At 59.1% G+C, this 17,863-nt stretch carries 15 protein-coding genes and 1 pseudogene; 12 read left to right on the top strand and 4 right to left on the bottom strand.

What is annotated here, in order from left to right; genetic code table 11:
* Nucleotides 1–176: 176 nt before the first annotated feature.
* Nucleotides 177–671 carry a hypothetical protein gene (locus tag AUK77_RS15070; RefSeq protein WP_296131118.1) on the bottom strand — a complete coding sequence of 165 codons (495 nt, stop codon included), beginning with the start codon at nucleotides 669–671 and terminating at the stop codon, nucleotides 177–179.
* Nucleotides 672–857: 186 nt separating this feature from the next.
* Here AUK77_RS15070 and AUK77_RS15075 point away from each other — a divergent pair, with 186 nt between their 5' ends.
* From AUK77_RS15075 to AUK77_RS15110, 8 genes are all read left to right on the top strand, one after another.
* Entirely contained in the window at nucleotides 858–1,265 is a 408-nt protein-coding gene (locus tag AUK77_RS15075; protein WP_296131120.1) for a MerR family DNA-binding transcriptional regulator, read from the top strand.
* A gap of 23 nt (nucleotides 1,266–1,288) precedes the next feature.
* The gene (locus AUK77_RS15080) at nucleotides 1,289–2,452 is read left to right on the top strand and encodes an isovaleryl-CoA dehydrogenase (protein ID WP_296131121.1); all 1,164 of its coding nucleotides are present in this window, start codon (nucleotides 1,289–1,291) and stop codon (nucleotides 2,450–2,452) included.
* Between the two features lie 109 nt (nucleotides 2,453–2,561).
* Nucleotides 2,562–4,169, top strand: coding sequence for a carboxyl transferase domain-containing protein (locus AUK77_RS15085; protein ID WP_296131123.1), 1,608 nt, complete (start codon nucleotides 2,562–2,564; stop codon nucleotides 4,167–4,169).
* A gap of 107 nt (nucleotides 4,170–4,276) precedes the next feature.
* The gene (locus tag AUK77_RS15090) at nucleotides 4,277–5,077 is read left to right on the top strand and encodes a gamma-carboxygeranoyl-CoA hydratase (RefSeq protein WP_296131124.1); all 801 of its coding nucleotides are present in this window, start codon (nucleotides 4,277–4,279) and stop codon (nucleotides 5,075–5,077) included.
* Entirely contained in the window at nucleotides 5,074–7,065 is a 1,992-nt protein-coding gene (locus AUK77_RS15095; protein WP_296131127.1) for an acetyl/propionyl/methylcrotonyl-CoA carboxylase subunit alpha, read from the top strand. The genes AUK77_RS15090 and AUK77_RS15095 overlap by 4 nt, the downstream gene beginning before the upstream one ends.
* A gap of 137 nt (nucleotides 7,066–7,202) precedes the next feature.
* Nucleotides 7,203–8,105 carry a hydroxymethylglutaryl-CoA lyase gene (locus AUK77_RS15100; protein WP_296131130.1) on the top strand — a complete coding sequence of 301 codons (903 nt, stop codon included), beginning with the start codon at nucleotides 7,203–7,205 and terminating at the stop codon, nucleotides 8,103–8,105.
* Nucleotides 8,106–8,324: 219 nt separating this feature from the next.
* Nucleotides 8,325–10,262: an acetoacetate--CoA ligase gene (locus tag AUK77_RS15105; protein ID WP_296131149.1), complete on the top strand. Its 1,938-nt coding sequence runs from the start codon at nucleotides 8,325–8,327 to the stop codon at nucleotides 10,260–10,262.
* A gap of 154 nt (nucleotides 10,263–10,416) precedes the next feature.
* Entirely contained in the window at nucleotides 10,417–11,061 is a 645-nt protein-coding gene (locus tag AUK77_RS15110) for an ABC transporter substrate-binding protein (protein ID WP_296131131.1), read from the top strand.
* A gap of 19 nt (nucleotides 11,062–11,080) precedes the next feature.
* Here the strand turns inward: AUK77_RS15110 and AUK77_RS15115 are convergent, their stop codons facing one another.
* On the bottom strand, nucleotides 11,081–12,304 hold the full coding sequence (locus AUK77_RS15115; RefSeq protein ID WP_296131134.1) for a PilT/PilU family type 4a pilus ATPase: 1,224 nt from the start codon (nucleotides 12,302–12,304) through the stop codon (nucleotides 11,081–11,083).
* A gap of 129 nt (nucleotides 12,305–12,433) precedes the next feature.
* Here AUK77_RS15115 and AUK77_RS15120 point away from each other — a divergent pair, with 129 nt between their 5' ends.
* The 4 genes from AUK77_RS15120 (at nucleotide 12,434) to AUK77_RS15135 (ending at nucleotide 16,472) form a co-directional block, all read left to right on the top strand.
* Complete coding sequence (locus AUK77_RS15120) at nucleotides 12,434–12,712, top strand: peptidylprolyl isomerase (protein WP_296131136.1); 279 nt, start codon at nucleotides 12,434–12,436, stop codon at nucleotides 12,710–12,712.
* 5 nt (nucleotides 12,713–12,717) lie between these two features.
* On the top strand, nucleotides 12,718–13,086 hold the full coding sequence (locus tag AUK77_RS15125) for an MmcQ/YjbR family DNA-binding protein (RefSeq protein ID WP_296131138.1): 369 nt from the start codon (nucleotides 12,718–12,720) through the stop codon (nucleotides 13,084–13,086).
* Nucleotides 13,087–13,248: 162 nt separating this feature from the next.
* Nucleotides 13,249–14,733 carry a sphingomyelin phosphodiesterase gene (gene sph, locus AUK77_RS15130; RefSeq protein ID WP_296131141.1) on the top strand — a complete coding sequence of 495 codons (1,485 nt, stop codon included), beginning with the start codon at nucleotides 13,249–13,251 and terminating at the stop codon, nucleotides 14,731–14,733.
* Nucleotides 14,734–14,885: 152 nt separating this feature from the next.
* A complete protein-coding gene (locus AUK77_RS15135) occupies nucleotides 14,886–16,472 on the top strand; it encodes an ABC-F family ATPase (protein ID WP_296131144.1) in 1,587 nt (528 codons plus the stop codon).
* 107 nt (nucleotides 16,473–16,579) lie between these two features.
* On the opposite strand, the gene AUK77_RS15140 is transcribed toward AUK77_RS15135, so the two are convergent.
* Together AUK77_RS15140 and AUK77_RS15145 are read right to left on the bottom strand one after the other, a co-directional pair.
* On the bottom strand, nucleotides 16,580–17,299 hold the full coding sequence (locus AUK77_RS15140) for a cold shock and DUF1294 domain-containing protein (RefSeq protein ID WP_296131146.1): 720 nt from the start codon (nucleotides 17,297–17,299) through the stop codon (nucleotides 16,580–16,582).
* Between the two features lie 32 nt (nucleotides 17,300–17,331).
* Nucleotides 17,332–17,739: pseudogene (locus tag AUK77_RS15145) on the bottom strand (alpha/beta hydrolase); the annotation flags it as partial.
* Nucleotides 17,740–17,863 lie beyond the last annotated feature (124 nt).

A 17,863-nucleotide genomic window follows, 5' to 3' on the forward strand; every position in this document is an offset into this window, starting at 1 on the left:
TCGTGACGCGTTCTTCAATGCTGAGTTCGTGATAGGACATAGGGCCGACACCTTACCGAAAGGTTCAGGTGTTGCACTCAGTTTCCGCGGCCGCCATGGTTTGTACGGCACGGCTGTCATCAACTATTAAAAACTTCATAGGGCATTCCCTCTGCAAGCGGGGATAAAAGCGAATGTCATGGTGCGGCGCTCCAGCCGGTAGCGGGGGGTAACTGCAAACTCTCAAAAATGATCACTTGGATGTGATGTTCGCGTTGTTGGGTAATGTAACTGCCACTCACCTTGCTGGCGGCCAACACACTGAGAAACTGCTCAGCAGTTAGACGCGCCGGCAGACCAAGATCGAGAACCAGATCACTGTCGACATGGCCCGGCACACCACCGGCGAACATATTGCTCAACTCGCCACAGGCATCTGCCACATCAGCCGCACCCAGCTCCGTGATAGCCAAATCGAACATATGGCTGGCAAGACTGCGGGCATCGTCTTCGGCAATCGCCAAGCCCACACCCGCCAAAGTCCCTTTTGGAGTGGGATGCAAAGTCACCACAAAATAGTGCTGAGCCTGCAATTCAGCCGGCGTGATGGTCTGCGCGACAAAACTCAGCTGCTCACCGACCAGCATCAGCCAGGTTTTAGCGAGGTGTTCTTCTATTCCATAAACATGCATATGAAGATTTCACATAGCTTGAGGTGGGATTAACTCCGCGTTGCTCTAAGCCTAGACCTAAAACTGACAAGTGTTCATCACACGTTTCAGTCAGATCGGCTTCATTTTGCAGACGAAGCTCTCCGCAGTTGACGTTTACGTAAGGCTTGTTTACGTTAACGTTAAGGTAAATAGGAACTGCTGCTGATGACCGCTATCACTTACTCCATTTCCGACCTGGCCCGCGAACTGGATATCACCACGCGCGCTATTCGTTTTTATGAAGAGCAAGGCATGCTCAGCCCCGAGCGTCGTGGCCAGGAGCGCATCTACAGCGCCAAGGACAAAGTTGTCCTCAAACTGATCCTGCGCGGTAAGCGCATCGGTTTCTCCCTCGCCGAATGCAAAGAGCTGATCGAGTTGTACGACCCCGTACACGGCAACCACAAACAGTTACACACCTTTATGAGCAAGATCGCCGAACGCCGCGCGCAGTTGCAGCAGCAGTTGTTGGACATCGAACAGATGCAACTGGAGTTGGACACTGCCGAAGAGCGTTGCTTAGCGGCTCTAGCTGAAACTGATCAAAAACAATCAATTACCTCCTTAACCTAATAACAATTCTTACAGGTGGAACCATGAGCTATCCGTCTCTTAACTTCGCCCTCGGTGAAACCATCGACATGCTGCGCGAGCAGGTGCAGGGGTTTGTCGCCAGTGAACTAACACCACGCGCCGCCGCCATCGACAGCGAAAACCAGTTCCCGGCGGATATGTGGTGCAAGTTTGGCGACATGGGCCTGCTCGGCATCACCGTTGAAGAAGAGTACGGCGGTTCTGGCTTGGGCTATCTGGCCCACGTGATTGCCATGGAAGAGATCAGCCGCGGCTCGGCCTCAGTCGCCCTCTCCTACGGCGCGCACTCCAACCTCTGCGTTAATCAGATCAAACGCAACGGCAGCGCCGCGCAGAAAGCCAAGTACCTGCCCAAGCTGGTCTCCGGCGAGCACATCGGCGCTCTGGCGATGAGCGAGCCGAATGCCGGTTCCGATGTGGTGAGCATGAAGCTGCGCGCCGATAAGCAAGGCGACCGCTACGTGCTCAACGGCAGCAAAACCTGGATCACCAACGGCCCGGACGCCAACACCTATGTGATCTACGCCAAAACCGATCTGGAAAAAGGCGCGCACGGCATCAGCGCCTTTATCGTCGAGCGTGACTGGAAGGGTTTCAGTCGCGGCAACAAGTTCGACAAGCTCGGCATGCGTGGCTCCAACACCTGCGAGCTGTTTTTCGACAACGTTGAAGTGCCGGAGGAGAACGTGCTCGGCCAGCTTAACGGCGGCGTGCGCGTGTTAATGAGCGGCCTGGATTACGAGCGCGTGGTGCTGTCCGGTGGCCCAACCGGAATCATGCAGGCCTGTATGGATGTGATCGTGCCCTACATCCACGACCGCAAACAGTTCGGCCAAAGCATCGGTGAGTTCCAGTTGATTCAAGGCAAAGTCGCCGACATGTACACCCAACTCAACGCCAGCCGCGCTTACCTGTATGCCGTCGCGCAAGCCTGCGACCGGGGTGAAACCACGCGCAAGGACGCCGCTGGGGTGATTCTCTATACCGCTGAGCGCGCCACACAAATGGCCCTCGATGCGATCCAGATTCTCGGCGGAAACGGCTATATCAACGACTACCCCACTGGCCGCCTGCTGCGTGATGCCAAGCTCTACGAGATCGGCGCTGGCACCAGCGAAATCAGGCGCATGTTGATCGGTCGCGAACTGTTTAACGAAACGAAGTAACCCTAAGCCGCTTGAACCGTAGCCCGGATAAGCCTTGGCGCAATCCGGGAGCAGTTGGTGCGACACAGAGTCCCCGGATTGCATCCGGGCTACCAATGGAGCGAGCCGAATGGCCATCCTGCTTACCCAGATCAACACCCGCTCGCCAGAGTTCGTCGCCAATAGCGCGGCAATGCTGGCCCAGGTCAACGACCTGCGCGCCCTACTCGCCCGCATCCATGAAGGCGGCGGTGCCAAGGCGCAAGAGCGCCACACCTCAAGGGGCAAACTGCTGCCTCGCGAGCGAATCAACCGTCTGTTGGATATCGGCTCACCGTTCCTCGAAATCGGCCAGTTGGCCGCCCATGAGGTGTATGGCGAAGAGGTGCCGGCGGCAGGCGTGGTGGCCGGCATCGGCCGGGTCGAGGGTGTGGAATGCATGATCGTCGCCAACGACGCCACGGTGAAAGGCGGCAGTTACTACCCGCTGACCGTGAAAAAGCACCTGCGCGCACAGACCATTGCCCAGCAGAACCGCCTGCCCTGTATCTATCTGGTCGACTCCGGCGGGGCCAACCTGCCGCGTCAGGATGAGGTGTTTCCGGACCGCGAGCACTTCGGGCGGATCTTCTTCAATCAGGCCAATATGAGCGCCATGGGCATCCCGCAGATCGCCGTGGTCATGGGCTCCTGTACTGCGGGTGGCGCTTATGTGCCGGCCATGGCCGATGAAGCGATCATGGTGCGCAACCAGGCCACCATCTTCCTGGCCGGCCCGCCGCTGGTCAAAGCCGCCACCGGCGAGGTTGTCAGCGCCGAAGAGTTGGGCGGCGCCGATGTGCACTGCAAAACCAGCGGCGTGGCCGACCATTACGCCGACAACGACGAACATGCTCTGGCCCTCGCACGGCGCAGCATCAGCAACCTGAACTGGCGCAAGCTCGGCGTGTTGAACGCTCGTGTGCCAATCAACCCGCTGTACAGCTTGGATGAGCTGTACGGGGTGATTCCGGCCGACGCCAAGCAGCCCTTTGATGTGCGCGAAGTGATTGCCCGCATCGTCGATGGCAGCGTATTCGATGAATTCAAGGCGCTGTTCGGCACGACGCTGGTTTGCGGCTTTGCCCATATCCACGGCTATCCGGTGGCGATCCTCGCCAATAATGGGATTCTATTCGCCGAATCGGCGCAAAAAGGCGCGCACTTTATCGAGCTAGCCTGCCAGCGCGGCATTCCTTTGCTGTTCCTGCAGAACATCACCGGCTTTATGGTCGGGCAAAAGTACGAAGCTGGCGGCATCGCCAAACACGGGGCCAAGCTGGTCAACGCCGTGGCCTGCGCCAAGGTGCCGAAGTTCACCGTGATTATCGGCGGCAGCTTCGGCGCGGGTAACTACGGCATGTGCGGCCGCGCGTATGACCCGCGCTTTCTGTGGATGTGGCCGAATGCGCGTATCGGCGTGATGGGTGCCGAGCAGGCCGCTGGCGTGCTGGTGCAGGTCAAACACGAGCAGGCCGCCCGCGCCGGGCAGAGCTTCAGCGCCGAAGAAGAAGCCAAGCTCAAGCAGCCGATCCTCGAACAGTACGAGCGCCAAGGCCACCCTTACTACTCCAGCGCCCGCTTGTGGGATGACGGCGTGATCGACCCGGCGCAGACCCGCGACGTACTCGGTTTGGCGCTCTCTGCCAGCCTTAACGCGCCGATTGAGCCGACCACATTTGGCGTGTTCAGGATGTAAACGTGCCGCGATCTTATTCGGTGCAGGTAGGAGCCAGCTTGCTGGCGATCCGAGACGACACCGTCACTTATGATCGCGAGCAAGCTCGCTCCTACAGGGAATCTGGAATGACCGACTTCAATACCATCGAACTGCAAACAGACCCGCGCGGCTTTGCCACCTTATGGCTCAACCGTGCAGACAAGAACAACGCCTTTAACGCCGAGATGATCCGTGAGCTGATTCTCGCCCTCGACGCGGTGATGGCTGACAAAAGCCTGCGTTTCCTGCTGCTGCGCGGCCGTGGCAAGCACTTCTCTGCCGGCGCGGATTTGGCCTGGATGCAACACGCCGCGACCTTGGACTACACCACCAACCTGGCCGACTCACGCGAACTGGCCGAGCTGATGCACAACCTGTATCAACTGAAAATCCCCACCCTGGCCGTGGTGCAAGGCGCGGCCTTTGGCGGCGCGCTGGGTTTGATCAGCTGCTGCGACATGGCCATTGGCACCGTTGACGCCCAGTTGTGCCTGTCCGAAGTGCGCATCGGCCTGGCCCCGGCGGTGATCAGCCCCTTTGTCGTGCAGGCGATTGGCGAGCGCGCCGCGCGGCGCTATGCCCTGACGGCTGAGCGCTTTAGCGGTGAGCGTGCTCAGGAATTGGGGTTGTTTGCTGAGTGCTACGCGGCAGACGCCCTGGAGCAAGCCGTGGTCGACTGGGTCGACACGCTGCTGCTCAATAGCCCGCAGGCCATGCTAGCCAGCAAGGATCTGCTGCGCGAAGTCGGCAGCGGCGTGCTGACCCCGGCGCTGCGCCGTTACACAGAAAACGCCATAGCCCGCATCCGCGTCAGCGCCGAAGGTCAGGAAGGTCTGCGCGCCTTTCTGGATAAACGCAAACCCGCTTGGCAGGAGCCAACCCCATGAGCCTCAAGCCTATCGACACCCTGCTGGTGGCCAACCGTGGCGAAATCGCCTGCCGCGTGATGCGCACGGCAAAGGCCATGGGCATCCAGACGGTGGCTGTACACAGCGCCATCGACGCAGGCGCCCGCCATGTGCGCGAAGCCGATCTGGCGGTGAACTTGGGCGGTGCCAAGCCGGCGGACAGCTACCTGCGTATCGACGCGCTGATCGACGCGGCCAAGGCCAGCGGTGCCCAGGCGATCCATCCCGGTTATGGTTTTCTGTCGGAAAACGCCGGCTTTGCCCGCGCCATCGAAACCGCCGGTTTGATCTTTCTCGGCCCGCCCGCCTCGGCTATCGACGCCATGGGCAGCAAGTCCGCCGCCAAAGCACTGATGGAAGCCGCAGGCGTACCGCTGGTGCCGGGCTATCACGGCGAAGCGCAGAATGTTGAAACCTTCCGTGCGGCTGCTGAGCAGATCGGTTATCCGGTGCTGCTAAAAGCCGCTGCCGGTGGCGGTGGCAAAGGCATGAAGGTGGTCGAGCGTGAAAGCGAGCTGGCAGAAGCCCTGGCCAGCGCTCAGCGCGAAGCACAATCGTCGTTCGGCGACTCGCGCATGCTGGTGGAAAAATACGTACTCAAGCCGCGGCATGTGGAAATTCAGGTGTTTGCCGACTCGCATGGCAACTGTCTGTACCTCAATGAGCGCGACTGCTCGATCCAGCGTCGGCACCAGAAGGTCGTCGAAGAAGCACCGGCTCCGGGTCTGTCAGCCGAACTGCGCCGCGCCATGGGCGAAGCGGCGGTCAAGGCGGCGCAGGCTATCGGTTATGTCGGCGCAGGCACCGTGGAGTTTTTGTTGGATGAGCGTGGTGACTTCTTCTTTATGGAGATGAACACCCGCCTGCAGGTGGAACACCCGGTTACCGAGCTGATCACAGGCCTCGACCTAGTCGCCTGGCAGATCCGCGTAGCACGCGGCGAGACCCTGCCAATCAGCCAGGAACAGGTGCCGCTGATGGGCCACGCCATCGAAGTGCGCCTGTATGCGGAAGATCCGGACAACGACTTTCTACCTGCCACCGGCACCTTGGCGTTGTACCGTGAAGCCGATGTTGGCCCTGGCCGCCGGGTCGACAGCGGCGTCAGCGAAGGCGATGAAGTCTCGCCGTTCTATGACCCGATGCTCGGCAAACTCATCGCCTGGGGCGAGAACCGCGAGGAAGCAAGGCTGCGCCTGCTGGCCATGCTCAAGGAAACCTGCGTCGGCGGGGTTAAAACCAACCTGGCGTTCCTGCAACGTGTACTGGCCCATCCGGCCTTTGCCGCTGCCGAACTGGACACCGGCTTTATCCCGCGCCATGAAGCCCAACTGCTACCGCCAGTGATTGAGCTGCCGGAAGAGTTCTGGCAGCTGGCCGCCGAGGCCTTTGTGCAGAGCGAAGCGCCGCTGCAGCGCCACGACGACTATCACTCGCCCTGGACGCACAACAACGGCCTGCGCCTAGGTTTACCGGCTGAAATCGATCTGCACCTGAGTTGCAACGGCAGCCATCGCAAAGTCCGCACCAACAATAGCGCATGCTTGAATGGCGATTGGTTGACCTGTAGGAGCGAGCTTGCTCGCGATCACGGCATCGCGAGCAAGCTCGCTCCTACAGAGGTGGCGCGTCGCCTACGCGCCATTCGCCAGGGAAATACCCTCTATCTGCACTATGCCGGTGAATTGCACACCGTCACCCGCTTCGACCCGATTGCCGCAGTCGACGCCAGCCATCAGCAACACGGCGGCCTTACCGCTCCCATGAACGGCAGTATCGTGCGGGTGCTTGTCGGAGCCGGCCAGCAGGTCGAAGCCGGCACCGCACTGGTAGTGCTGGAGGCTATGAAGATGGAACACAGCATCCGCGCGCCAAAGAGCGGCACGGTCAAAGCCCTATATTGCCGCGAAGGCGAGATGGTCAGCGAAGGTGCCGTGTTGGTGGAGCTGGAAGAAGCCAGCGCATAGCGGATAAGTGGGAGGGGTTTTAGCCGCGACAACAGCGATAAAAAGCTCGCGGCTAAAGCCCCTCCTACAGGCAAAGCACGGCAACGTAGGATGGGTTGAGCAACGCGATACCCATCACCGAAAACAGCGAGGCAACGATGATCCTACCCAAACAAGTGCGCCTGGTCGAAGTCGGCCCGCGTGACGGTTTGCAGAATGAGAAACAGCCGATCAGCGTGGCAGACAAGGTACGCCTGGTCGATGACTTGTCGGCCGCAGGCCTGCGCTACATCGAGGTGGGCAGCTTTGTTTCGCCCAAGTGGGTGCCGCAAATGGCGGGCTCCGCTGAGGTGTTTGCACAGATTCAGCAACACCCCGGCATTACCTACGCCGCCCTGGCCCCCAACCTGAAAGGTTTTGAAGGCGCATTGGAAGCAGGCGTGCGCGAAGTGGCGGTGTTTGCTGCCGCGTCGGAAGCCTTCTCGCAAAAGAACATCAACTGCTCGATCCGCGAGAGCCTGGAGCGCTTTGTCCCGGTCATGGATGCGGCCAAACAACATGGCATCCGTGTGCGCGGTTATGTCTCCTGCGTATTGGGCTGCCCGTATGACGGCGCTGTGCCGCCCGAGCAGGTCGCCATGGTCGCCCGCGAGCTGTTTGCCATGGGCTGCTATGAAGTGTCTTTGGGCGACACCATCGGGGCTGGCACTGCGGGCGATACGCGCAGGCTGTTCGAGGTGGTGGGCCGTGATATCCCACGCGAGAAATTGGCCGGGCACTTCCACGACACCTACGGCCAGGCGCTGGCCAATATCTACGCCAGTCTCTTGGAAGGCATCAGCGTGTTTGACAGCTCAGTTGCCGGGCTGGGTGGTTGCCCCTATGCCAAGGGCGCTACCGGTAATGTTGCGACGGAGGATGTGCTGTACCTGCTGCAAGGTCTTGGCATCGAAACCGGTATTGATATGGACAAGTTGATTGCCGCTGGCCAGCGCATTTGCACGGTACTGGATAAACCCAACGGTTCACGGGTGGCGCGGGCGCGCCTTGCAAGCGCGTAGTCCGCTTAAGCCAAGGCTTATCCGCGCTACGTTAGCTGTAAGGTTTTGTTTACGCACCGTAAAGCGCCCCCGTCAGGTTCTCTGCAGGCTGCTGGGCAGCGTTACACCGTGGCTACAGGCGCGCTGACTGCGGATCAGGATCAGCCCCGCGCAGCTCAACGCAAGCCCACCAGCAGCCAGTAGGCTTGCAGCAATCAGCCCGCTCATCGCGCAGCCCAAATAACGATAAGGAAGTACCATGCAACAACCCCTGTGGACGCCTTCCGCCGCTTCGTCAATCAGCGCCACAGCCTGCAACTGGCCGACTACCCGGCCCTGCATGCCTGGAGCGTGGCGCAGCGTGAAGCCTTCTGGCAGGCGATTGTCGAGTTCTTCGAGATCCGTTTTACTGCACAGCCCGAGGCCGTACTGCAAGAAGGCAGCGCCATGCCCAGCGCTCACTGGTTTCCTGGCGCAACACTGAATTTCGCCGAACACTTGTTGCGCCGCCGCGATAGCCACCCTGCCCTGATCGCCATTGGCGAGGACGGCTCGCGCGAACAACTGAGTTATGCCGAGTTGGCCGCCCATGTTGCCGGCCTGCAACGCAGCCTGCGTGCTGCTGGCGTCGGCCTGGGTGATCGCGTCGCGGCCTTTATGCCCAATACTTGGCAGACAGTGGTCGGCATGCTGGCCGCCAGCAGCCTCGGCGCGACCTGGTCGAGTTGCTCACCCGACTTCGGCACTCAGGGCGTGATCGACCGCTTCGGTCAGATAGAACCCAAGGTGCTGATCGCCGCCGCCGGCTACCGCTATGCCGGCAAGAACCTGGACCTGACGGCCAAACTCAATGAAATTCTCGAACGCCTGCCCTCGCTCGAGCAGCTGATTGTGGTGCCCTACGCCAATGCCCAGGCCAACGCCGCCGACTTCCACTCGGCGGCAAAAGTCGCGTTGTGGCAGGACTTTTACCAGGCCGGTGGCGAGCCCGAATTCACTCAGGTGCCCTCCGATCACCCGCTGTATATCCTCTACTCCAGCGGCACCACCGGCGTGCCCAAGTGCATCGTGCATGGCAGCGGCGGCACCTTGCTACAGCACGTCAAAGAACTCGGCCTGCACACTGACCTGACCCGCGATGACACGCTGTTTTACTACACCACCTGCGGCTGGATGATGTGGAACTGGCTGGTCTCAGGTTTAGCGCTGGGCGCGACACTGGTGCTGTTTGACGGTTCGCCCTTCCATCCGGGTGCGGAGCGTTTGATCAACCTGATCGACGCGGAGAACATCAGCATCTTCGGCACCAGCGCCAAATTTATTGCGGCGCTGGAAAAAGCCGGTGCTCAACCGGCTCAAACGCACAAGCTGCAACGCCTTAAGGCGATTCTGTCGACCGGCTCGCCGCTGTCCCACGAGAGTTTTGAGTACGTCTACCGCGCGATCAAAGCCGATCTCTGCCTGTCGTCGATCTCTGGCGGAACCGACATCGTCTCCTGTTTTGCCCTCGGCAACCCGGTGCTGCCGGTGTGGCGCGGCGAGTTGCAGTGCAAAGGGTTGGGCATGGACGTACAAGTGTGGAACGACGCTGGCACCGCGGTCACCGGCGAAAAAGGCGAACTGATCTGCGCGCAGCATTTTCCGTCCATGCCGATCGGCTTCTGGAAGGATGACGATGGCAGCAAGTTCCAGGCGGCTTACTTTGAGACCTTCCCCGGCATCTGGGCCCATGGCGATTACGCTGAAGTCACCGCCCACGGTGGCCTGGTGATTCACGGCCGCAGTGACGCGGTACTCAACCCCGGCGGCGTGCGTATCGGCACCGCCGAGATCTACCGCCAGGTGGAAAAAGTCGAAGCCGTGCTGGAGTCCATCGCCATCGGTCAGGCGTGGGAGGATGACGTGCGCGTGGTGCTGTTTGTTCGCCTGCGCGAAGGCATAGCACTTGACGATGCCCTACAAACGCAGATTCGCCAGGTGATCCGCGCCAACACCACGCCGCGTCATGTACCGGCCAAGATCATCGCCGTGGCGGATATTCCGCGCACCATAAGCGGCAAGATCGTCGAGTTGGCGGTGCGCAATGTAGTGCATGGCAAACCGGTCAAGAACACCGATGCGCTGGCTAATCCTCAAGCGCTTGGGCTGTATCGCGATCTTGCCGAACTATTGGTGTGAGTCGAAACAACTGGCAACGTGTCATTAAATCCGTGCATATACTCCAATCATGAACCGTTGGAGTAATGCTGTGGTTTTACGCTGGCTAGTGCTGACTATCTCGCTGTTAATCCTGCCTCAGGCCGCTTGGGCAAAGGAAATACTTGAGCTGCATATGCCCGACGCCCCGCCGCTGACATTTGTCAGTTTCCAGGGTGGTTACGGCATGGTGGGTGACGTGGCGCTGGCCGCCATCGCCAGGGCGGGCTACCTCAGTCACCTGCATGTCACGCCGTGGATCCGCGCTCAACAACGCGTCAGCCGCGGTGACAACTTGCTGATCATCCCCCTGACACGCTCACGGGAACGTGAAGCCCTGTACACCTGGATAGCGCCCATCATGGTCATGGAGCGTGCTTTTTTCAGCCTGGACACGCCCGTTGCCGATTTCGCCGAAGCCCGTGAGCGTTATAAACGCATCGCCGTTGGCATGGGCACCGCGCAGATGAGCATTCTGAAAAATCAGGGCTTCAGTGACGAACAGATTGTCAGCATCAAACTTGGCGACAACCCGGCGCGCATGCTCGAGCTTGGGCGCGTGGACGCCTGGTTTACCGGCGTCCCCGAAGGCTTATACCAATGGCCCGGCAGCCGAAATGAGCTTCGCATGAGCACGATCATGTCGCGTGATGACCTCTATCTGGCATGCTCCAAACGCTGCGACAAGGTCATGGTAGAAGAACTGCGCCAGTCGGTTGAGGCGCTGCGCCGAGAAGGCACCGCGCAAACCATTATGGATGCCTACCTGCAACAGCGCTGACTGCCTGCACGCCCGTCAATCAGATACCAGTACGCCCCGGATCTTCCGGCGGCAGGTCTTGCTCAATGTCTTCAAGCTTTAACTCCAGGCCCCAATTGGCCGCCGGTTGGCTATGGGTAACGGCTGGCGCAGGGGCAGGCGTGGGGGCTACAGCGGCCGGTGTTGCAGCCGCTGCGGTGGGTGTTTCCCGATAAAGTTTGAGCTTGAGGCGCACGTTGTTCGCCGAGTCGGCGTTTTTCACCGCTTCCTCTTCATCAATCGCCCCGTCGTTGACCAAGTCAATCAATGCTTGATCGAAGGTCTGCATGCCCAGGTTTTTCGACTTTTCCATGATCTCCTTGATGTCGGAAAACTCGTTGCGCTTGATCAGATCACGAATGGTCGGCGTACCCAGAAGCACTTCCACAGCGGCCCGGCGTTTGCCGTCGATGGTTTTCACCAAGCGCTGCGAAACAAACGCCTTGAGGTTGTTGCCCAGGTCATTGAGCAACTGCGGGCGACGGTCTTCGGGGAAGAAGTTGATGATGCGATCCAGCGCCTGGTTGGCGTTGTTCGCATGCAGCGTGGAGATGGCCAGGTGGCCGGTGTCGGCAAAGGCCAGGGCATGCTCCATGGTCTCGCGGTCGCGGATTTCGCCGATCAAAATGACGTCCGGCGCTTGGCGCAAGGTGTTCTTCAACGCGGCGTGAAAACTGCGCGTGTCCACGCCCACTTCACGCTGGTTGATGATCGATTTCTTGTGCTTGTGCACATACTCCACCGGGTCTTCGATGGTGATGATGTGCCCGCCGCTGTTGCGGTTGCGGTAATCGATCAACGCGGCCAAGGACGTGGATTTACCCGAGCCGGTGCCGCCGACAAACAACACCAGCCCGCGCTTCTCCATCACCGTCTTGAGCAGCACCTCGGGCAGCTTGAGGTCTTCGAACTTGGGAATGTCCATTTTGATATTGCGCGCGACGATCGACACTTCATTGCGCTGCTTGAAGATATTGATGCGAAAGCGCCCAACCCCGGCAATCGAGATGGCCAGGTTCATCTCCAGCTCACGCTCAAATTCCTCACGCTGCGCACTGTCCATCACCGAATCCGCAATGGCCGCCACCTCGCCCGCCTTTAACGGCTCGGCACTCAGTGCCTTGAGCACACCGTTAAACTTGGCGCAGGGCGGCGCACCCGTAGACAGGTAAAGGTCGGACCCGTCCTGGCTGGAGAGGATTTTCAGCATGGCATTGAGGTCCATAACGCGCGTTCCTTAGAGCTGGAGTGTTTACCTTAGGCGAAGACAGCCGCAGCACCACACCGCCCGTCTCAAGCGCCCAACCGGCGAAATACTGGCACAATAACCGCCTTAAAACTGAGGAGCCCGTCAATGGCAAAGGCAATGGCCCGCCACATTCTGGTCAAAACCGAAGCAGAAGCCGCCGCGCTGAAAAAACGCATAGCCGCCGGCGAGGCATTTGATGTGCTGGCACGCAAGCACTCCACCTGCCCATCGGGGAAAAAAGGCGGCGATCTGGGTGAAGTGCGCCCCGGACAAATGGTCCGCGCGATTGATCAAGTCATCTTCAAAAAGCCGGTACGCGAAGTGCACGGCCCGGTAAAAAGCCAATTTGGCTACCATCTGGTGCAGGTCTTCTACCGCGAGTGATCACCATGACGCCCGAACACGTAGCCGCGTTTTGCCTGAGCCTGCCGGGTGCCCGCAAGGACATCAAATGGGGCGGCGTACGCGTGTTTTCAGTGGCCGAAAGCAAGATGTTCGCCCTCTTTCACCTGAATGCGGCTGACAGCCTGGCCTTCAAGATCGATGCCGACTTGTTTCTCGGTTTCTGCGACCGCCCCGGTATCCGCCCAGCGCCCTACCTGGCCCGCGCGCATTGGATCAGCATGGCGTCACCCTACCCGCTGAGCGATGCGGAATTAACAACCCTGCTCACTCGCTCGCATCAGTTAGTGGTCGCCAAATTACCCAAGCGATTGCGCATGAACCTCTTGCTCGACCCACCGGCAGCAGATTTGTAACAGTGACGTCACGGTGATGTAACCCTGCCAACGCAGACTGCGCGTCGCTGGTCTAGCCCACCCATCTTTCGATCATTTGCGCGATTAACGGTGACTGCAAGACTGGCCATTCCCCTACCGGAGGCCTCCCTTATGCGTCTATGCCTATTGCCTGTGCTGTGTTTGAGCTCATTAGCCGTATCCACCTCGATCACAGTCCAAGCAAGTACTGACGAGCAGTTCAAACTGCTGGCGCATAATGTGTTCCTGCTGCCCAGCACGATCAAACCTGGCTGGGGACAACAACAACGTGCAGCCCTGATCGCACAAGCGGCCTACATACAAGGTCAGGATGCAGTGATTCTCAATGAGCTGTTTGACAATCCGGCTTCAGCCGTTCTGCTGGATGGACTCAGAACTCAATACCCGCATCAGACCCCCGTACTGGGTCGTAGCCGAACCGGGTGGGATGCGACTCTTGGCGCTTACTCGGACAGCACGCCAGAAGATGGCGGCGTCGCCATTGTCAGTCTCTGGCCAATAGAACAACGCGTGCAATATGTGTTCAGCCAAGGTTGCGGAGCGGACTACCTGTCCAACAAGGGCTTCGTCTACGTCAAACTCAATCGCAATGGCCAACCCATCCATATCATCGGTACCCATGCCCAGGCAGCTGATACTGGCTGCCCAGATGGCAAAGGCACAGCGGTAAGGGCCAGCCAGTTTGATGAGTTACAGAACTTCATCGCGGCAAAAGGAATCGCCCCTGATCAAGTGGTGTTCATGGGCGGTGACTTCAACGTCATCAAAGACAGCAGCGAATACCATGACATGCTCGCCCGCCTGCAGGTCAACGCCCCGGACAGCTATGCAGGCAGCGACACCACCTTCGACACCCAACGTAACGGCATCGCCCATTACCAATACCCCAACCATGCTCCGGAATACCTGGATTACATCTTCGTTTCGCGCAACCACCGGCAATTGTCTTACTGGCATAACCAAGCGCTTGATACACCAGCACCTCGCTGGTCAGCCAATTTAGCGGACGCAACCTGGCAATTTCAGGATTACTCCGATCACTCGCCCGTAGCCGGTTTTAGCCGCGCCGATACCACGACCCCCACCCGCGCCAGCAAACCCTCGGAAAACCTCTATGGTGAGGTGGTTTTGCAAAGTCTCAGCACCGGCAAAACCCTGCGCGCCGGCAGCAGCAAAGCCAACGACTGGGTGAAGATCAACGGCAACGGATTGGAGCCGGAAAGCCTGTTCAGTCTGCGCAACTGGTATCACCCGAAGAGTTTCTGCATCCGCAATGGCGACTATATCGAGGTGGAATCAAGTCGCCACACCGGCTATTGGCTCAACTGGTCGCTAGGCGGTGGCGGCGGTAACTACGCCTATTACATGAAGGCAGGCGACTCATCCAATCAACTGCGTATCGAGCTTCCCAACAACAGCGGCTGCCTCAAGGATGGCGACACCATTCGCCTGCGCGACCGCGATACCGTGCGCGGCAGTGACTACTATCTGCAGAACTGGGCTTCCGGCAGCTGGAAAGAACACCTTTACCTATGGAGTAGCTCAGCCTCCAGTGCCGAACAGTTCCGTGTGCTCTTTAAGCGCCCGGCGCACTATCCGGACTGGAGCAGCAAGCTGAACTACTGACAGGTGTTAGACGGCTTGAATTAACCGCTTTTCCCAAAATGATTAGCGTTAGATTGCACACCGCCTGGCAGCCTGACTGACAATGCGCAGCGCAAACCGCTACAATCGCGACCCTTTCGCGCCTGTGCGCCCGCTTATCTGGACCAAGATTCGTGATCTCCACCGCCAACATCACCATGCAATTCGGGGCTAAGCCTCTGTTTGAGAACGTTTCCGTTAAGTTCAACAACGGCAACCGTTACGGTTTGATCGGAGCCAATGGCTGCGGCAAGTCGACTTTTATGAAAATTCTCGGTGGTGATCTGGAGCCGTCCGGCGGCCAGGTGATGCTGGAGCCGAACGTGCGGCTGGGTAAGCTGCGTCAGGATCAGTTCGCGTACGAAGAATTCAACGTGATCGACACTGTGATCATGGGCCACGAGGAATTGTGGAAGGTCAAAGCTGAGCGCGACCGCATCTACTCCCTGGCGGAGATGAGCGAAGAAGACGGCATGAAGGTCGGTGAGCTGGAAGGTGAGTTCGCAGAGATGGACGGTTACACCGCCGAATCGCGCGCGGGCGAGTTGCTGTTGGGCTTGGGTATTCCCCTTGAGCAGCACTTCGGCCCAATGAGCGAAGTAGCGCCCGGCTGGAAACTGCGCGTGTTGTTGGCGCAGGCGCTGTTCTCTGATCCGGACGTGCTGCTGCTCGACGAGCCAACCAACCACCTGGACATCAACACCATCCGCTGGCTGGAAACGATTCTGACGGTGCGTAACAGCACCATGATCATCATTTCCCACGACCGTCACTTCTTGAACTCGGTCTGCACCCACATGGCCGACCTGGATTACGGCGAACTGCGCCTGTTCCCGGGTAACTACGACGAGTACATGACCGCCGCGACGCAATCGCGCGAGCAGTTGCTCTCGGATAACGCCAAGAAAAAGGCGCAAATCTCCGAGCTGCAGAACTTCGTTAGCCGTTTCTCGGCCAACGCCTCGAAAGCCAAACAGGCCACGTCGCGTGCCAAGCAGATCGACAAGATCCAGCTCGCCGAGGTCAAACCTTCGAGCCGCGTCAGCCCGTTTATCCGCTTTGAGCAGAACAAGAAGCTGCACCGCCAGGCCGTGATGGTCGAAAAAATGGCCAAGGGCTTTGACGGCAAGCCGCTGTTCAAAAACTTCAGCTTTCAGGTTGAAGCCGGTGAGCGCGTGGCGATTATCGGCCCGAACGGCATCGGTAAAACCACCCTGCTGCGCACCCTGGTCGGAGAGCTGACCCCGGATGCCGGTAGCGTTAAATGGACTGATAGCGCGGAAATCGGCTATTACGCCCAGGACCACGCCCACGACTTCGAAGACGACGTGACCCTGTTCGACTGGATGAGCCAGTGGACCCAGGGCGAGCAGATGGTGCGCGGCACCCTCGGCCGCATGCTGTTTTCCAACGACGAGATTCTTAAGTCGGTCAAGGTTATCTCCGGTGGTGAGCAAGGCCGCATGCTGTTCGGCAAGCTGATCGTGCAAAAGCCAAACGTACTGGTGATGGACGAACCGACCAACCACTTGGACATGGAGTCCATCGAGTCGCTCAACCTGGCGCTGGAGAACTACCCCGGTACGCTGATCTTCGTCAGCCATGACCGTGAATTCGTCGGCTCCCTGGCCACGCGCATTATCGAGCTGTCGGCCAACGGCATCACCGACTTCAGCGGCACTTACGATGACTACCTGCGCAGCCAGGGTGTGATCGTCTAAGCGGCAACCGCTAAGTCAAACAAAAAGCCCGCTGATTACGCGGGCTTTTTTATGCGCTTGATCACCCGAGCGGCCTTCACCTGAATCGCCCTCAAAGGCATCAGCGCCTAAAGCGGGAGGTAATGTGAGAGTTGCTCGCCGAAAAAATGCCCATCGAGCAACAGCCAGTCAATCCACACCAACTGGTGCGCCGCAATAATCAGCCAAAGCACCATTTGGAAGGACGGTTTGCGCGTTTTGTGTCGAAAGCATTGCTGAGCGATCAAGGCACCCGGCCAGCCGCCTAACAGTTCAACCAAATGAAGGCTGTTTTCCGGGGTGCGCCAACGGCCAGCCTGTGCACTGGACTTGTCCCACCAATACTGCAGAAAACTCACCACGCTGGCGCACGGGTAAGCCAGCAACACCCAGACAAAACCCGACTGCACCAGCAACTGCACGCCGCCAAGAATCGGCAACACGCAGAGCCCCGCGAGCAACACAAGCTTGCGCCCCGGCGATTGAATAGCGCCGACATGCCGATGCGGTGTGCGCTGGCGTTTGCTGGCTTTTGCGGCTGATGACGCTGCGGGTTTGCTCGATCGCGGCTTGCGCCGAATAGCCGGCTTGTCGAGTGCCAGTTCACCGGCTAAACGAATGTGCTGCGCACGGGCACGGCCTTGGGCATCTTTACCAGCCAGGTACATGACCTGATCGCCCGCAACCGGCCGACGATCACCGCGCATGGCGGAGATATGCGCGAACAGCTCGACCCCACCCTGCTCCGGTTGAATAAAGCCAAAACCTTTGTCGTCATTCCAGCTGCGTAATACACCGCGCTGTTCCATAGCGTGCTATCCCAACAATGAAAGCGCGCATTCTAGACCGGGTAATGACGACTCAGAAACGCCAACAGCAACTGATTAACCTGCTCGGCCTGCTCGTTCTGAATCCAGTGCCCGCAGTCTTTCAGCATGTGCTGCTCCAGGCTTGGTACGCGTTTGGGCATCTGTTTGAGGGTGTAAGCCTCCAGGGTGCCGACCGGGTCCATGTCGCCGAGTAGAAACAGCGCCGGTTGTTTAATCTGCCGGTCAGCCAATGCTTCGGTTCGCTGCCAGTTACGCTCGAAATTGCGATACCAGTTAAGAGCGCCGTAAAAGCCACGGCCTTCGAAGGTCTTTAGGTAGTGAACAAAGGCTGCCTCATCACACCAGGCGGGCAAAGTGCCGGGATCGAGCATGCCGTCGAACAGGCCCGCTCCGGCCGGTTTTTCTTGCAGAAAGTGGTCTTTGGGCGCGGCCGCCGAGGTGTTGTGCTGTTGCTGCTGACCGAAAACTGACCCAGTAGAGGCTGTTCTGCCGACTGAAAACTGACCCAGGTGTTCAACTGCTTCTGCTCAATTTTTGAGCAGG

Origin of the sequence: Pseudomonas sp. Ga0074129 (genome assembly GCA_001465025.1) — a bacterium.
Lineage (GTDB): Bacteria > Pseudomonadota > Gammaproteobacteria > Pseudomonadales > Pseudomonadaceae > Aquipseudomonas.

Bases quoted from the DNA above. Each gene is read 5' to 3' on its own strand.
- AUK77_RS15070 (WP_296131118.1), bottom strand. From the start codon at position 671: ATGCATGTTTATGGAATAGAAGAACACCTCGCTAAAACCTGGCTGATG.
- AUK77_RS15110 (WP_296131131.1), top strand. From the start codon at position 10,417: ATGCCCGACGCCCCGCCGCTGACATTTGTCAGTTTCCAGGGTGGTTAC.
- AUK77_RS15080 (WP_296131121.1), top strand. From the start codon at position 1,289: ATGAGCTATCCGTCTCTTAACTTCGCCCTCGGTGAAACCATCGACATG.
- AUK77_RS15090 (WP_296131124.1), top strand. From the start codon at position 4,277: ATGACCGACTTCAATACCATCGAACTGCAAACAGACCCGCGCGGCTTT.
- AUK77_RS15095 (WP_296131127.1), top strand. From the start codon at position 5,074: ATGAGCCTCAAGCCTATCGACACCCTGCTGGTGGCCAACCGTGGCGAA.
- AUK77_RS15115 (WP_296131134.1), bottom strand. From the start codon at position 12,304: ATGGACCTCAATGCCATGCTGAAAATCCTCTCCAGCCAGGACGGGTCC.
- AUK77_RS15100 (WP_296131130.1), top strand. From the start codon at position 7,203: ATGATCCTACCCAAACAAGTGCGCCTGGTCGAAGTCGGCCCGCGTGAC.
- AUK77_RS15140 (WP_296131146.1), bottom strand. From the start codon at position 17,299: ATGGAACAGCGCGGTGTATTACGCAGCTGGAATGACGACAAAGGTTTT.
- AUK77_RS15075 (WP_296131120.1), top strand. From the start codon at position 858: ATGACCGCTATCACTTACTCCATTTCCGACCTGGCCCGCGAACTGGAT.
- AUK77_RS15085 (WP_296131123.1), top strand. From the start codon at position 2,562: ATGGCCATCCTGCTTACCCAGATCAACACCCGCTCGCCAGAGTTCGTC.
- AUK77_RS15120 (WP_296131136.1), top strand. From the start codon at position 12,434: ATGGCAAAGGCAATGGCCCGCCACATTCTGGTCAAAACCGAAGCAGAA.
- AUK77_RS15125 (WP_296131138.1), top strand. From the start codon at position 12,718: ATGACGCCCGAACACGTAGCCGCGTTTTGCCTGAGCCTGCCGGGTGCC.